Below are 15,229 nucleotides of genomic sequence, written 5' to 3' on the forward strand. Positions count from 1 at the left end.
TTGATATAACAAGGACTGTAATAGAGAGGATGAATTTAATGCTGAAAGAATGCAAGAATGGGGAGCGGTTTTCAGGAACTGTTCTAGTAAATGAGTGGAAAGAGGTTCCTTTTCGCCAAAAGCCAGGTGCTTTTCTCACGTTAACTTGCCAAGACCGTTCGGGTGTTCTGCAGGGAAAGATGTGGGAATATCCCCCTCAGGTCCTTGGTTGGCTAAAAGAAGGCCATGATATCTTTAATATCCGAGGGGTAGCCTCTGAATATCGAGGTACTCTTGATTTATCCATCGAAGAGATTCAGCTGATTCCCAAGGAAGAGATTGATTTAACCACCTTGCTGCCAAGTTCACCTGTTTCCGAGAAGGAGTTAGAAAGCCGTTTGCAAACTCTCCAGACTAAAATTCATAGTCCATTTCTCCAGATGCTGCTAAACCATTTTTTGGAACATCCTCAATGGGGCCAAGCCTATCGGCAAGCCCCTGCAGCGGTGAAAATCCATCAAGCTTATCTGCGGGGCCTTTGGGAGCATAGTGTGAGAGTTGCGGAATTAGCGGAGGGGATTGGGGGACATTTTCCAAGTATTAATCAAGATCTAATTATTACGGGCGCACTTTTGCATGATGTCGGAAAAATCGGGGAGTATTCCTATGAGCGGGGCATTAAATTTACGACAGAAGGAAGGCTCCTAGGCCATATTATTCTGGGCTTGGAGCTTATTTCAACGGAAATTTCCAAGATCCCGGAGTTTCCTCAAGAACTGCGTTCTAAAATTCTTCATATAGTGTCCAGTCATCATGGAAAATACGAATGGCAGTCGCCGAAGCGGCCCAAGATCATGGAAGCTTTAGTTATCCACTATGCCGATATTATGGATGCAGAACTTTACCAGTTCGAACAGGCCAGAAATGACCATCCTGGGGATGAATGGTCCCCGTATATCCCTAGTATGGAACGTTACCTCTATTTAAAATAATCAAGATTTTCTTGCTTGATATTCCCAGAAACGATTAGCTACCAGACGCAGGCAAAACGGATGATTTCCCCAGGCAGCAAAGTCATCAAGAGAAATCATTAAGGCATAGGCTTGACGGCATATGCGGAGCAGAGGGTAATCTTTGGCGATGTAAGCCAGAACGGAAAGGATGGCCTCACAGCGCTCAGGATGATATAAATTTTGAATGTAACGTCGGCTGTGTCTGGACAGGTTAAATCTTGCTAAATCGGCGGCTAAAGGTCTGATTTCATCAAGGGAAAAGGATATGACTTCAAATTGAGGTAAATCTGCCAAGACGTCCGCAGCTTGCAAAAAATTAATTAGATTTTCTTGGATTTCACTGGGCGGAAAAGAAAATATTCCTGGAGTTTCAGCGAGAATGCGAATACGCAGCAAATTGGATTTCAGGAAGGTATTGCTGGTAAACAGACAAGGAAAGTAGATGGACAGATAATGGATTAGTGTTGATATTAATTCGTTGCCTTGACAAGCTTGTTGTTCCCAATAGGGTAAAAGCCTGCAAACTTCATCTGTCAGAGATTGCTCAGGGCAGTCAAAGATTTGATTTAAGAGTTGGTATTCAATGATCGTTCTCAGAGTTTTACAAGTCGGATTTGCAAGCAGAACTCGCCGGAATTCAGGGTGGACGGCAATAGAGGAAAGTTTATTTTCTGGGCGATTCATTAAATGAGCCTCCCTTGATAATCAAATACCTTAGAAGAAAAAAGATAACCTGTTAATGTAGTATATGTAGTTAACCTGGTTCTATCCTTTCTAACCAATCATTCTATTTAGTGCCGCCCCTCTACTTCTACAAGCGGGAGTGGTTCCCATACTTTGCTTTGGTGGGGGTAGAATATATCCTTCAGCGCGATCGCATTTGTTATGGGTTCAGCTATAGCTGAACAGGTTCAGAATAGAGATGGACTTAAACTGAGAAAACGAGAGGTGAAAATGATGATAAACCAAAATTTTAGGGCAGACTTTGAAATTCACTTTCATGAAGTCAATCCTCAAGAAGAGGCTGCCCCTCTGACAATACTTCATTTTTTAGAGGACACAGCTATAGCCCATTCTCAAGCTGTAGGTTTTGGGGTGAGACAATTAAAAGAAGAAGGCTTGGCCTGGATTCTTAACCGCTGGCATCTTCAAATGGACCATTACCCTAAGTTAGGTGAAACGGTTGCCATCGAGACATGGCCTTCAAAGTTCGAACGATTTTATGCAACAAGGGAGTTTTTTATAAGAGATTCCAAACAAAGTGTTATTGGCAGAGCCTCCTCCCTGTGGATATTTTACAATATCTTAACGAAACGTCCCTTAAGAGTGCGTCCGGAATTTCAAGAAGCTTACGGATTGAATATAGCCAGAGCTATTGAAAATCCTTTTACTTCTCTTGAGAGCTCACTCGACGGCAATGGGGAAGAGGTTGCTTTTTCTGTTCGCAGGAGCGATATTGATACGAATGGACATGTCAATAACGCCAATTATCTCCAATGGATTCTGGAGGCTGTTCCTGATCATATTTATCAAGACTGTTATCTTTCTTCATTAGAAATACAGTATAAGAAAGAAACGACCTATGGATCAAAGATACGATCATATTGTAAATGCGATCCTGCAGGAGCATTAAACTATCTAGGAAATCACATCATACTTGGAGAGGAATCGGGTCTGGAACTTGCTTTGGCTAAAACGGTCTGGGAATCTAGGCCTAAATAAGATTGAAACGAAAGATTATCTAATATAATTGCTTCTAGTTATAAATAACATATAAATTTATAAAAATGTGTAACTCTGTTAAATCTAACATTAAAGTTTAAAATTAAATTTAAACATTTATGATTAGCATCTTTAAAAGTTGACTAAGTAATCTGTCGTTACATGCCAGTTTTTATTGAATTGAGATTAAACAATATGAACAATGGTGCAATGTTATTTTTTTGTGCATAATTGTATGATTTCCAAGAACTCTTTTAAAGGGATAATACACTTTAATATAGAATAGAGTTCTGAGATGTTAGAATAGGAATTACTGATTGTAATCGACGTCAAGTTTCCTTTGAGAAGAGTGATCAAATAATGCTAAGGGATAAAGTTATTGAGCTCGAACAAAAGGTTGCCGATCTTGAGGCCGCTTTAGAGAAAGTACAGAACGACAACAAAATCTGGGATAGGATTTTTACCGAAAGCTATTGGGGCATGATGATATGCGATGCTGTAAGCTTAGAACTTCTCAAAATAAATCCTGGTTATGGGCAAATGCATGGTTATGAGTCTGCGGAGCTGCTTGGCAGAACGGTCTATGATCTTCTCGCCCCGGAATGTCGAAAAGATGTGCCCGATATCTTGGCAAGAATCCATGACAATGGACATAGCGCTTATAAAACTGTTCATCTTAAAAAAGATGGGAGTCGGTTTCCTGTCCATACGGACAGCTTTGAATTTTTATTCGAGGGGAGACGTTTGATCTCCGTTTCTGTTTGTAACATTTCGGGGTTCGAACGGGCGCTTGAAAAACGCAGCCTTGATGAACGAGAAAAACTGCAAAAAGTTGTAGAGGAAGAACATCTTCGCCTTTACACACTTTTTAACGCTTTTCCAGGTTTGATTTATGTTATTGAGGAAAGGTATAAAATACGTTTTGCCAATTACAAGTTTAAAGAGCAATTTGGTGAGTGTGAAGGACAACTCTGTTATAGCGTTGTTGCGGGTTTAAATTATCCCTGCAGTAACTGTGAAATCCCATTAATAGAAAATGATACTACTCAGACTGGAAATGGATGTATATATAATCACAGATTATATGATGTTTTTACCCAACCATATACGGATGTTGACGGAACGAAGTTATATTTTAAAGTGCTCATTGACATAACGGATCGTAAAAATGCTGATCGGGAATATTTCCGTTTGGAAAGATTGAATCTAGTAGGCGAAATGGCTGCTGGGATTGCTCATGAAGTTAGGAACCCTTTAACTACTGTAAGAGGATTTTTGCAGTTGCTTTCTTCCAAGGACAGTGTCCAGCAATATAGTGATTATTTTAAAATTATGATCGAAGAATTGGATCGAGCAAATCTAATTATTACGGACTTTTTAAGCCTGGCAAGAGAAAAAGCAGTCGATTTTACTAGCGTGAATTTAGGGAAAATCGCGAAATCATTAATGCCTCTCTTAGGAGCAGATGCCCTTAACCAAGACAAAGATATTAACTTGGAATTAGAATCAGTCCCTGATATCAAAGGAGATGAAAATGAACTTCGCCAACTTCTTTTAAACTTGGTCAGAAATGGGTTCGAAGCTATGCAAAGCGGCGGGGTTCTTACGGTCAAGATCTTTGAAGTCGGTAACTATGTAGTTCTTCAAGTTGCTGATCAAGGTGGAGGTATTATCCACTGGTGCTTGAAAGAATCGGAACCCCGTTTCTAACGACAAAGGAACGCGGAACTGGACTGGGTTTGGCAATATGCCAAAACATTGCGCTAAAACATGATGCTGTTATGGAATTTGCTACAGATACCTCGGGAACAAGGGTAAGTGTTAAATTTCCGCTCAAGGGTTTGTTTTCTTCTGTTAAATAGCTATTTAAAAAAGATTTAAGCATGTTTTTAATAAGAATTAAGAAAGAGGCTTGACAAGGCTCCAATGCTTTAATAAATTAAAGGAAGAAAGTAATTAGGGGAGGACATATCATGTCAAGCGATGAGCGTTTGCAAAATCCTTTAACGGACGCCTTGTTCGAGGCTATTTTGCTTCTGCGAACTAAAGAAGAGTGTTATCGTTTTTTTGAAGATATTGCAACTATCGCTGAAATTAAGGCTCTGGCCCAGCGTTTGGAAGTGGCAAAGATGTTAAAGCGAAATGAGACGTATACTGCCATTGAAAAAGTAACTGGAGTAAGTACTGCTACAATCAGTCGAGTCAAGCGCTGCCTGAATTTCGGTGCAGATGGCTATCAATTAATTCTAAGCCGTCTACAAGAACAAAATGACTAAAATTAAGACTTTGTTTTTGAACTATAGTAAAGCGAAACAAAAATCAAAAGGGTCAAATAGTTTTAGACCTAGCAGCTTAGCGAAGGAGAATTATAAGAATGCTTAGAACAAATTTAGGACAACGAATCCCTGAAGGTATGCGTGATTTACTGCCCGAGGAAATTGCTTTACAAGAGAACCTGGAACGTGAGGTTCTTGTTCTTTTTCAGCAGTGGTCTTACCAAAAAGTTTTATCCCCTACGTTGGAATTTACGGCTTGTGTTCAACCTGATGTTGAACAAGTTGATTCACTCTATAAGTTCTTTGATCGTGATGGACGAATATTAGCGTTACGTCCCGAATTGACGACTCCTATTGCCCGCCTTGTCAGTACGCGTATGCGAGGAGCAAATTTACCGCTTCGTTTGTGTTATGGTGCTGATGTTTTTCGCAATTCTTCTGTTCGGTATCGTGAGTTTCGCCAGGTGGGGGTTGAACTAATAGGTGCTGACCAGGAATTAGCGGATGCGGAAGTAATCGCCCTTGCTGTTGAAGCCATAGCCTGCCTCGGCCTCAAAAATTTTCAATTTAACCTTGGGCATATGGGGATTTTTTCGGGCCTTTTGCTGGAAGCTGGAGTAGAGGAAGGATTTCGGCAAAAATTAGAAGAGGCTCTGGCCAGGAAAGATATGGTTGGCGTAGAACGGTTAGTGCAACAAAGCGGTTTGCCTGAACGAGTTCAGGAACTGCTGCTGCGTTTACCTCATTTTCATGGGGGTGAAGAAATTCTGGACGAAGTTCTGGATTGGAGTTCCCTGCCAACTATTCGTGAAGCTGTCGAGAGTTTACGACGCATTTATCGTTATTTGAATTATTTTGGAGTTCAAGAGTATGTCTCTCTCGATTTAGGCATATTAAGAGGTTTTTCTTACTATACTGGGGCGGTGTTTGAAGGCTATGTCGCCGGGATTGGTTTCCCTGTACTTGAGGGAGGACGGTATGATTCCTTATATGCCGATTTTGGAGTTCCTCAACCTGCTACAGGGTTTGCTATTCACTTAGGCAGTATGTTAGAACTTTTCCCCTTGCCGTCAATCGCAGGAGCAGATATTTTGGTCTACGGCTCTGATCCCCAAGAAATAATTCGGCTGTCTCGAGCCTTGAGGCTTCAGGGCAAAAAGGTTGAAATGGCCCTGGAAACTATAGACAGGGATGCCGCCGAGACTATGGCCAGACTAAAGAGTATCTCGGAAGTTAGGTTAGCTGGTGAGGAGGTTCCAGAAAATGAATAAAATTGCAGTTCTTACAGGGGGAGGAGATTGCCCGGGGCTTAATGCGGTAATCCGCGCTGTTGTGAGGAGCGCAAACCAGTATGGCCTTGAAGTCCTGGGAATTAAGGACGGCTTTCATGGAGCCGTGGAAGGGGACTTTATACCTTTGTCCCTGGCAGATGTTTCTGGGATTCTGCCCCGGGGCGGTACGATTCTTGGGACAACTAACCGGGATAACCCCTTTCAATACATAACAAAAGTTAATGGGGTAAACCAGCCACTTGATCGTTCCGAGGATGTCTTGAAAAATTTAAAGGAAGCCGGAGTTGATGCTTTATTAGCCATTGGTGGGGATGGAAGCTTGAACATCTCCTTAAAATTTGCGAATAAAGGTTTTCCGGTTATTGGGATTCCCAAAACTATTGACAATGACCTCATGGCTACAGATCAGACCTTTGGCTTTCAAACGGCCGTGGAAACGGCGCAGGAAGCCTTAGATCGTTTGCATACTACCGCCGAATCCCATCATAGGGTAATGATTTTGGAAGTTATGGGACGGTATGCCGGTTGGATTGCCCTTTATGCAGGTGTGGCAGGAGGTGCCGACGTTATATTAATTCCCGAAATTCCCTATAATCTCAGCAGGATTGCCTACTCTGTACAGCAACGGGCAAAACAAGGAAAAAAGTTCAGCATTATTGTTGTGGCTGAGGGAGCAAAACCTTCAGGCGGTGAGATGGTGGTTGAACGATTATTTTCGGACCGGTCAGATCCTGTCAAATTGGGGGGGATTGGCAGCAAATTGGGTGACGACTTGGAAAAACATTTCGGTTTGGAAACCCGAGTAACGGTGCTTGGGCATCTTCAGCGCGGAGGCTCACCTAACTCTTACGATAGAGTGTTAGCTTCCCGCTATGGTGTGGCAGCTGTAGATGCTGTACTTGAAGGTAAATTTGGAATAATGGTTGCCCTTCAGGGAAGAGAGATCGTTCAAGTTCCCCTTCACCAAGCTGTTGACCAATTAAAACTTGTGTCGCTAAATGATCCGTTATTAATCACAGCACGTGCTATGGGAATTGAAATGGGGGACTAAGATCTCCAAAATTCACAAAAGTATGAGGTGAGGCATTTGGTTGTCTTGTCTCATACTTATTTTCATAGTATTACCCTGTACACCTTACGTCGGGAGCAGACCGTCGGCATCTTAAAAGATTATGCAAAATTTCCTAAAAAGTGTTGCCAGAGATGAGGATGGTTGGTATAATACTATTATATTTTAGCACTTTAACAAACTAAAGCGTTAAAGAAATGTGGCTGAAGAAAGGGGAAGCTCAGTGGACAACGATTTTTTAACCATTGCCTTGCCTAAAGGGAAGTTGCTTATCGACTCTATTCAACGATTGAGTCGTATTGGGATAGAATGCCAACATGTTAATGAAGATTCAAGAAAGCTTTTCTATGATCTCCCGCAGAGTAAAGTGAAGATCATTATTTGTCGAGCAACAGATATACCGACTTATGTTGAATATGGAGCTGCTGATTTGGGGATTGTTGGTAAAGATACTCTCTTAGAAGAAAATAAAGATGTCATAGAATTGCTGGATTTAAAATTTGGGTATTGCCGTTTTGTTGTTGCCATGCCGGAGGGGAGTGTTCCACCGAAACATTCCAATGGGGAATACGATTTAAGCGGACTGAATCATCAACGAGTGGCAACGAAGTTCCCGAGAGTGGCGGAAACGTTTTTCAGTGAGTTAGGAATGCAGGTTAATCCCATCAAACTTCATGGCAACATTGAACTTGCACCGTGTGTAGGCTTGGCAGAAATGATTGTCGATATTGTATCGACCGGGAAAACATTGCGTGAAAACCATTTGCTTGAGGTCGCTCCCATCCTTGAGGCAACCTCTCGTTTAATCGCTAATCGAGTGGCTTATCGAATGAAATACGAAAGGATTAAAGATATTACAGGAAAACTGCGCAATGATATGAATGAAGAAGTTTTAGACGTTCAGTCACTATAACGTGAAGGTGAGGCAATAAGACATTGGATTTTTTGAATTTGTAATATTGTTCGATGATTATGAGGAGGGAGCAGGACATGAAAGTTGAGAACTTAAAGGATATTGATTTAAAACGTCTCACACGAAAATCTTATGGAGATGATAAGGCCCTTGAACAACGTGTTGCCGAGATTTTAGAGCGCGTTCATGAAAAGGGAGATGAGGCACTCTATGAGATGACGGAGAAATTTGATCGCGTCAATTTGCGTCAAAAGGGGTTAAAGGTTACCGAAGAGGAACTTCAAGGAGCTTATCAAGAAGTCGGTGACGATTTTATCCAGGCTTTGCGCAGGGCAAAGGGGAACATCCTGGGCTACCATGAGAAACAGAAGCGAGTTTCCTGGCTGGACCCGGAATCCGATGGGAGTATTTTAGGACAGCTCCTGCTTCCTCTCCAGCGAGTTGGGATTTATGTGCCCGGCGGCACAGCCTCGTATCCATCGTCTGTCTTGATGAATGCGTTGCCGGCGGTCGTTGCGGGTGTTAAAGAAATTGTAATGGTCAGTCCGCCTCGTCCGGATGGTTCGCTGTTACCCGAGGTATTAGTGGCAGCCGCTGAGGCCGGGGTGACTGAAATCTATAAAGTCGGGGGGGCTCAAGGAATCGCTGCTCTGGCCTACGGCACAGAGAGCATTTTACGGGTTGATAAAATTACCGGACCGGGTAATATTTATGTAACATTAGCTAAAAAACAGGTCTTTGGCTGTGTGGATATTGATATGCTGGCGGGACCCAGTGAAATACTGATATTAGCTGATGAAAGCGGGAATGCAGAAGAGCTGGCTGCCGACCTGTTGTCCCAGGCCGAGCATGACCGTCTTGCTTCCGCAATTTTAGTATCGCCTTCACGGAATCTTCTTGAAGAGACTGTGAAAGAGGTAGAGAGACAGCTGGATGAATTACCGCGCAGAGAGATCGCCCGTGCATCCTGGGAAACCTATGGTGCGGCCATCTTGGTTAATGATCTGAGTGAAGGTATGGTTTTAGCGAACGAAATTGCTCCTGAGCATTTTGAACTGGTGGTCAAAGATCCTTACTCTTGGTTAGGACGGGTCAAAAATGTCGGGGCCGTCTTTTTGGGCAGGTATTCCCCGGAACCGGTAGGAGATTATTTTGCTGGGCCTAATCATGTATTACCCACCGGCGGAACGGCCAGATTTTATTCTCCCCTCAATGTTGATACCTTCATGAAAAAGGTAAGTGTTATCGGCTACTCGGAGGAAGCTCTTAAACGAGATGCTCAACAGATAGCTCTGCTTGCCCGCCGTGAGGGTTTGGAAGCCCATGCCAGAGCTGTTGAAGTTCGAGTTAAGGAAGGAGAACAATCCAATGGGAATGATGATAAATGAAATCGAGGAACTTTTGCGTCCGGAAGTGAGGAAGCTTATTCCTTATAAAGCGAATCATATGCCCCAGTGTATTACTCTTGATGCCAATGAGAACCCTTTTCCCTGGCCGGAAGGGATGCGGGAAAAATTATTTGCGGCTAACATACCTTTTAACCGTTATCCCGACGGAATGGCACAAGATCTGAAACAGGCTATCGCTGAGTATGTCCAGCTATCTCCCGAGGGAATCCTGGTTGGCAATGGTTCTGACGAATTAATCCAGCTCCTCCTTCTGACCTTCGGAGGGGGCGGAAAATCATTAGTCATTCATCCGCCGACCTTCAGCATGTATCAAATCGCTGCTCGTTTGACAAGTACAGCGGTTTTAGAAGTTCCTCTGCTTGAGGGCCTCTATTTAGATGTGGAGAAAATGTTACAAGCGGCTCAGTCTCCCGATGTTCATGTGCTGATTATTTGTAATCCGAACAATCCGACAGGTTCTTTGTTCCCACGCCAGGACATACTGAGGCTTGTCAAGGAAAGCGGCAAAATTGTGGTGGTTGATGAAGCTTACGCTGAGTTTTCAGGGGAAACTTTGATTCCGGAACTGGCAAATTTCCAGAACTTAGTAATTTTGAGGACCTTCTCCAAGGCTTTTGGCATGGCTGGCCTTCGTTTAGGTTACTTGCTCGGTCAACCTGGAACAATAGACTTAGTAAATCGTGTCCGGGCACCCTTTAACGTCAACTCTCTCAGCCAGAAAGCCGGGATTCTTGCTTTACAATATCTTACAGAATATCAAAAGCAGATTCAGAGCATTAAGTCGGAAACACAAAAACTCTATCAGGGATTGTCGGCAGTTCCCGGGGTTAAGGTATATCCGACAAAGGCTAATTTTATCCTTTTTAAACCAGAGGATGCTGACCGTTGGACTCAGGAACTTTTACAGAGGGGTTTTCTTGTGCGCAATATGGGGGAACTTCCGGTCCTTGGCAGGTGTTTGCGCATCAGTGCCGGTTTGCCTGAAGAAAATGTGGAATTGTTAAAGGCCATTGCAGAAATTAAACGTTTCTAAGTTGCAGGGTAAGAGGCTTGAGAAATAAAATAAAAGTTGTTAATAAAATTATAGGTCATGTTTAACCTGGAACTTCGAGAGGAGAACATTATGAGGGAAGCGTATATTGAACGAAAAACAAAAGAAACTGAGATTCGCGTCCGTTTGAACCTGGATGGGGCGGGAGAGTCTCAGATAGAGACAGGGATAGGTTTCTTTGATCATATGCTCACAGCCTTCGCCAGATTTGCTTATTTTGATCTTGGAATGAAAGCCGTTGGAGATTTGGAAGTGGATGCCCACCACACTATCGAAGATTGCGGAATCGTACTGGGGCAGGCTTTAAAAGAAGCCAGCGGCAGCAAGGCGGGGATTGAACGGATTGGTGAGACACTTCTTCCCATGGACGAGGCTTTGGTTCAGGTTGCTCTTGATCTCTCCAACAGGCCTTACTTAGTATGGGATATAAGGGCTTCTGAAGGAACAGTCGGCCAGTTTCCCTTTGAAATGGCAGAGGAGTTTTTTAGGGCTTTCGCTGTACATAGTGGCTTAACGCTGCATATCCGGCAAATTTCCGGAAAAAATCTTCATCATATCCTTGAAGCAGTATTTAAAGGTGTAGGGAGAGCCCTAGGTTTGGCTTTACGTGAAAATCCACGCTTTAGTGGGATCCTTTCAACAAAAGGGGTTCTCTAGAGAGACCCAAATCGCGTTCCAGGAGGTTTGAAATGATAGGGATTGTGGATTATGGACGGGGAAACTTGAGAAGTGTGGAAAAGGCGTTGGAAAAAGTAGGCTTTGAAGCCATGATCATGACTGCCCCGCAAGATTTGCAGAACGTTGATGGTGTTATCCTGCCGGGAGTAGGAGCCTTTGCCGATGCTATGAATGCATTGAAGCGCGGGGAGTGGATCGAGCCGATCATCGAGTTTGCCCGTTCCGGCCGCCCGTTCTTGGGAATTTGTCTTGGGATGCAGGTGCTTTTTGAGGTTGGGGAAGAATATGGCGAACACGCTGGTTTAGGGCTCTTGTCTGGACGGGTGATAAAATTTCCGACGGGAAGAAAAATCCCTCATATGGGCTGGAACAGTGTGAGTTTTCTTCAACCTTCACGTTTAGTAGAAGGAATTCCGAATGAATCGTTCTTTTATTTTGTCCATTCGTATTATGCTCTGCCCGAGAATTCAAAGAATATTCTTGGTACAAGCGATTACGGAGTTGTCTTTCCGGCTATTGTAGGCAAAGATAATGTTTGGGGAGCCCAGTTCCACCCGGAAAAGTCTAGCCCTTGGGGGCTTCAGTTACTGACTAATTTTGGAAAGTTGGTGAACGAGTATGCTGCTCTTTCCGGCGATTGATCTTAAAGAGGGAAAAGCTGTGCGCTTATTGCAGGGACGTATGGAAGATTCCACAGTTTACGCTGATGACCCTGTAGGGGTGGCTAAGAATTTCGAAGGTCAAAGCGCGTCCCACTTGCATGTCGTTGATTTAAACGGGGCATTTAGCGGCAAACCGGTCAATGATGAAGTGATTCGGAAGATTGTCGGGAGTGTCTCCCTGAAGGTACAAGTTGGTGGCGGCATACGTACGATGGAACGAATTACCGAACTTTTAGAGTTAGGAGTTGAACGGGTAATTTTAGGGACTATTGCTGTTAAAGATCCGGAACTGGTTGCTGAGGCTGCCCGCCGCTATGGTGAACGCATCATTGTAGGAATTGATGCCTTAGGGGGACGAGTTGCCGTACAGGGTTGGGCCGAAGCCACAGAGATGTACGCTGTTGAGTTGGCACAAGCCATGAAGGATGTAGGGGTTAAACATATTGTTTTTACAGATATTGCCCGGGATGGAATGCTTAGCGGGCCCAACATTGAAAGCACGGTTCGTTTGGCTCAAGAGACAGGCATTAACATTATTGCTTCAGGGGGGATTTCAACCTTAGAGGATGTACGGCGTCTACAGGCCGAACACTTAAGAGGAGTTACTATTGAGGGGGCAATAACGGGAAAGGCTCTCTATAGCGGTGCTTTTTCTTTGAAAGAAGCTTTAGAGGCAGCAACTTATAAGCCGCAGATAAAAATTACGGAAAGCAGGGGGGAATAAAATGTTAAGCAAACGAATTATTCCCTGTTTAGATGTTCATGACGGACGTGTTGTTAAAGGAACTAATTTTGTGCAATTAAGGGATGCCGGTGATCCGGTGGAGCTTGCCGCTCTCTATGATCAAGAAGGAGCAGATGAGCTGGTTTTTCTGGATATTACGGCTTCCTCTGACAAAAGAGAGACTATGGTGGACGTTGTCCGGCGAACGGCTGAAGAAGTTTTCATTCCTTTTACCATCGGAGGCGGGCTGCGGACTATTGAGGATATACGCAAGATGCTGCGGGCCGGAGCGGATAAAGTATCCTTGAATACCTCTGCTGTTCAGAATCCCAGATTAATCGAAGAGGGCGCCTATGCTTTTGGAAGCCAGTGTATTGTTGTTGCTATTGATGCCCGCAGCACTGCTCCGGGAAAATGGGAAGTATACATTCACGGGGGAAGAACACCAACGGGCAAGGACGTTTTAGAGTGGGCCGAGGAAGCCGAGAAACTTGGCGCCGGGGAAATCCTTTTAACTTCCATGGACCGGGATGGAACAAAGGCCGGTTATGAGTTAGACTTGACAAGAGCCGTCAGCAGAGCAGTTTCTCTTCCTGTAATTGCCAGCGGCGGTGTGGGAACTCTGGAACATTTGGCTGAGGGGCTTACTTTGGGAGAGGCTGATGCTGTCTTAGCGGCTTCTATTTTTCATTACAAAGAATACAGCATCAACGAGGCAAAAAGGTATTTGGCGGAACGGGGAATTTTAGTGAGGGGACTTGGGTAGGGAACTTGTGTGACACAGCCCTCTGTCCTACGCTCGCAGAGCAAACTAGCCGTTCAAGCGACTGGCTTTGGGGAGCGGGGTTCCCGCCATAAGCGCCGTCCATGGCGCTATGGCGGCAGTGAACATCCCTGTTCACTGCCCCGTATCTGGGGTCGGTCGCTTTCACGGAGTTTGCTGACTGCTTACGTAAAGACGCCGGGTTGTTGTCACACTGCGTCCCTGGTCTGGGGACGGGGGAACGGTTGCTTGGGAGACGGCACATAAATGTGCGCCGTCTGGATCTACACAAACGGGCATGTGTCGCAGGGACGGTCCTTTTAACACACTTTTTACACATAGGGTACGTCACAAGGGTGCAAGCGTGTCAGAAGGACCGTCCCCCTGACACAACCTACCCCTGACACAACCTAAAATTGGAAGGTAGAGATGTGAAATGGAAGAAAATCAAACGGAACTTCTCGATTTATCAGGAATTCGTTGGGATGCTCAAGGGCTTGTGCCTGCGATCGCTCAAGATGTGGAGACAAAAGAAGTTCTTATGCTTGCCTATATGAATGAGGAATCCTTGAGAAGGACGTTGAAGGAGAGAAAGGCTTGTTATTATAGCAGGAGCAGGCAAGCTCTCTGGTTGAAAGGGGAAACTTCGGGACATTTTCAAGAAGTCGTGGATATTAAATTCGATTGTGATCAAGATGCTCTGCTTTTGACGGTAAGACAGACAGGGATGGCGTGTCATGAGAATTATTTTTCCTGCTTTCACTATGATTTGGAAAAGGGTGGCTTTAAGAAGGTTGGGGAACCTGAAGTAAAACCCGATGTGCCTTTGGGAAGAACCTTGGAATTATTGACAGAGGTAATTCATGCGCGAAATCTTGAACGGCCGGAAGGTGCGTATACCACATACCTCTTCGAAAAAGGGATTGATAAAATTCTAAAAAAAGTCGGGGAAGAATGTGCTGAGGTAATTATTGCGGCTAAGAATGCGAGCCCGGATGAGATTCGTTATGAGGTTTCAGATTTGTTTTATCATGTTTTGGTAATGCTGGAAGAGCGCGGGGTTAGTGTTGAAGAGATCAGCAAGGAGCTTTACAAGAGACGAAAGTGAACTCATTCTAAAGATAAAGCGGAGTACAACAATGAAAGATTATTTAGGGATTGGGATTTAGAGAATAATGTAGTATTATATAGTAAAATGAAAACGCCAAAGAACTCGCAAATCATGCAAAAAAAATTGACCTAATACTTGAAGAAAAAGTGTAGGTGGCTGTTGTGTTTAAGATTACAGAAGACTGTGTCGAAAATAAGAAATTTGTTGAGTATTTTAGTTCTGATGCCAAAAAAGGGACGGAAGAATTTGAGAAATTGATCAAACAATTTGAAGCGGGACCTCAGTATAAATTTCGCATGCGAGATGTCGATGAGGTAGTTTATTTTATGGGGTATTCCGATGATAATACCAAAAAAAGCGGCTTTGATCCTTTTGATATGTATGGAGAATACTATGGTTGCTTTGATATTCAGTATCTTAATGATAAGGGCGAGTATGAACGATTGTAGTTGTTGAGTTTTAAAAGAAGTTTATTTAAAAAGTAAGGAAAATAGGGCTAGAGGCAATGCTTCTGGCCTTATTCTTATAATATTTACTTTAGTTAACTTTGCTGGAGCAATAAGCTAT

Annotated in this window: 18 protein-coding genes; 17 read left to right on the forward strand and 1 reads right to left on the reverse strand. The window is 43.7% G+C overall.

All coding sequences use genetic code 11. The features are described 5' to 3' along the window. The first annotated feature begins 38 nt into the window (after positions 1 to 38). The gene (locus tag B5771_RS14360) at positions 39 to 971 is read left to right on the forward strand and encodes an HD domain-containing protein (protein WP_088188143.1); all 933 of its coding nucleotides are present in this window, start codon (positions 39 to 41) and stop codon (positions 969 to 971) included. Here the strand turns inward: B5771_RS14360 and B5771_RS14365 are convergent, their stop codons facing one another. Then, positions 972 to 1,676: a hypothetical protein gene (locus tag B5771_RS14365; protein WP_088188144.1), complete on the reverse strand. Its 705-nt coding sequence runs from the start codon at positions 1,674 to 1,676 to the stop codon at positions 972 to 974. Between the two features lie 270 nt (positions 1,677 to 1,946). Between B5771_RS14365 and B5771_RS14370 the strand changes: the two genes are divergently transcribed. The 16 genes from B5771_RS14370 to B5771_RS14435 all read left to right on the forward strand — a co-directional run bounded on the left by B5771_RS14370 (position 1,947) and on the right by B5771_RS14435 (position 15,111). Continuing rightward, on the forward strand, positions 1,947 to 2,714 hold the full coding sequence (locus tag B5771_RS14370) for an acyl-ACP thioesterase domain-containing protein (protein WP_242966848.1): 768 nt from the start codon (positions 1,947 to 1,949) through the stop codon (positions 2,712 to 2,714). 360 nt (positions 2,715 to 3,074) lie between these two features. After that, the gene (locus tag B5771_RS14375; protein WP_242966849.1) at positions 3,075 to 4,424 is read left to right on the forward strand and encodes a histidine kinase dimerization/phospho-acceptor domain-containing protein; all 1,350 of its coding nucleotides are present in this window, start codon (positions 3,075 to 3,077) and stop codon (positions 4,422 to 4,424) included. Then, on the forward strand, positions 4,394 to 4,576 hold the full coding sequence (locus tag B5771_RS24835) for an ATP-binding protein (protein ID WP_242966850.1): 183 nt from the start codon (positions 4,394 to 4,396) through the stop codon (positions 4,574 to 4,576). The genes B5771_RS14375 and B5771_RS24835 overlap by 31 nt, the downstream gene beginning before the upstream one ends. Positions 4,577 to 4,687: 111 nt before the next feature. After that, a complete protein-coding gene (locus tag B5771_RS14380; protein WP_047810392.1) occupies positions 4,688 to 4,990 on the forward strand; it encodes a YerC/YecD family TrpR-related protein in 303 nt (100 codons plus the stop codon). Positions 4,991 to 5,088: 98 nt separating this feature from the next. Continuing rightward, positions 5,089 to 6,261, forward strand: a complete 1,173-nt coding sequence (gene hisZ / locus B5771_RS14385; RefSeq protein ID WP_088188145.1) for an ATP phosphoribosyltransferase regulatory subunit — start codon at positions 5,089 to 5,091, stop codon at positions 6,259 to 6,261. Continuing rightward, positions 6,254 to 7,333, forward strand: coding sequence for a 6-phosphofructokinase (locus B5771_RS14390; RefSeq protein WP_088188146.1), 1,080 nt, complete (start codon positions 6,254 to 6,256; stop codon positions 7,331 to 7,333). The genes hisZ and B5771_RS14390 overlap by 8 nt, the downstream gene beginning before the upstream one ends. 241 nt (positions 7,334 to 7,574) lie before the next feature. Continuing rightward, on the forward strand, positions 7,575 to 8,264 hold the full coding sequence (gene hisG, locus B5771_RS14395) for an ATP phosphoribosyltransferase (protein WP_047810395.1): 690 nt from the start codon (positions 7,575 to 7,577) through the stop codon (positions 8,262 to 8,264). Between the two features lie 77 nt (positions 8,265 to 8,341). Beyond that, positions 8,342 to 9,652 (forward strand): histidinol dehydrogenase, encoded by a 1,311-nt coding sequence (hisD, locus tag B5771_RS14400; RefSeq protein WP_088188147.1) that lies wholly within the window; start codon positions 8,342 to 8,344, stop codon positions 9,650 to 9,652. Next, a complete protein-coding gene (gene hisC / locus B5771_RS14405; protein ID WP_088188273.1) occupies positions 9,642 to 10,706 on the forward strand; it encodes a histidinol-phosphate transaminase in 1,065 nt (354 codons plus the stop codon). The genes hisD and hisC overlap by 11 nt, the downstream gene beginning before the upstream one ends. Before the next feature lie 90 nt (positions 10,707 to 10,796). Further along, a complete protein-coding gene (gene hisB / locus B5771_RS14410; RefSeq protein ID WP_088188148.1) occupies positions 10,797 to 11,381 on the forward strand; it encodes an imidazoleglycerol-phosphate dehydratase HisB in 585 nt (194 codons plus the stop codon). Positions 11,382 to 11,413: 32 nt separating this feature from the next. Next, positions 11,414 to 12,043: an imidazole glycerol phosphate synthase subunit HisH gene (gene hisH / locus B5771_RS14415; protein WP_088188149.1), complete on the forward strand. Its 630-nt coding sequence runs from the start codon at positions 11,414 to 11,416 to the stop codon at positions 12,041 to 12,043. Beyond that, complete coding sequence (hisA, locus tag B5771_RS14420) at positions 12,021 to 12,788, forward strand: 1-(5-phosphoribosyl)-5-[(5-phosphoribosylamino)methylideneamino]imidazole-4-carboxamide isomerase (protein ID WP_088188150.1); 768 nt, start codon at positions 12,021 to 12,023, stop codon at positions 12,786 to 12,788. Before hisH ends, hisA begins: the two co-directional genes overlap by 23 nt. A gap of 1 nt (position 12,789) precedes the next feature. Beyond that, the gene (gene hisF / locus B5771_RS14425; RefSeq protein ID WP_088188151.1) at positions 12,790 to 13,554 is read left to right on the forward strand and encodes an imidazole glycerol phosphate synthase subunit HisF; all 765 of its coding nucleotides are present in this window, start codon (positions 12,790 to 12,792) and stop codon (positions 13,552 to 13,554) included. A gap of 9 nt (positions 13,555 to 13,563) precedes the next feature. Beyond that, on the forward strand, positions 13,564 to 13,818 hold the full coding sequence (locus tag B5771_RS23900; protein ID WP_140417739.1) for a hypothetical protein: 255 nt from the start codon (positions 13,564 to 13,566) through the stop codon (positions 13,816 to 13,818). A 169-nt stretch (positions 13,819 to 13,987) separates the two neighbouring features. After that, on the forward strand, positions 13,988 to 14,659 hold the full coding sequence (gene hisIE / locus B5771_RS14430) for a bifunctional phosphoribosyl-AMP cyclohydrolase/phosphoribosyl-ATP diphosphatase HisIE (protein WP_088188152.1): 672 nt from the start codon (positions 13,988 to 13,990) through the stop codon (positions 14,657 to 14,659). Positions 14,660 to 14,823: 164 nt separating this feature from the next. Then, complete coding sequence (locus tag B5771_RS14435) at positions 14,824 to 15,111, forward strand: hypothetical protein (RefSeq protein ID WP_088188153.1); 288 nt, start codon at positions 14,824 to 14,826, stop codon at positions 15,109 to 15,111. Positions 15,112 to 15,229: the final 118 nt, after the last annotated feature.

Origin of the sequence: Desulfosporosinus sp. FKA (assembly GCF_002196785.1) — a bacterium.
Lineage (GTDB): Bacteria > Bacillota > Desulfitobacteriia > Desulfitobacteriales > Desulfitobacteriaceae > Desulfosporosinus > Desulfosporosinus acididurans.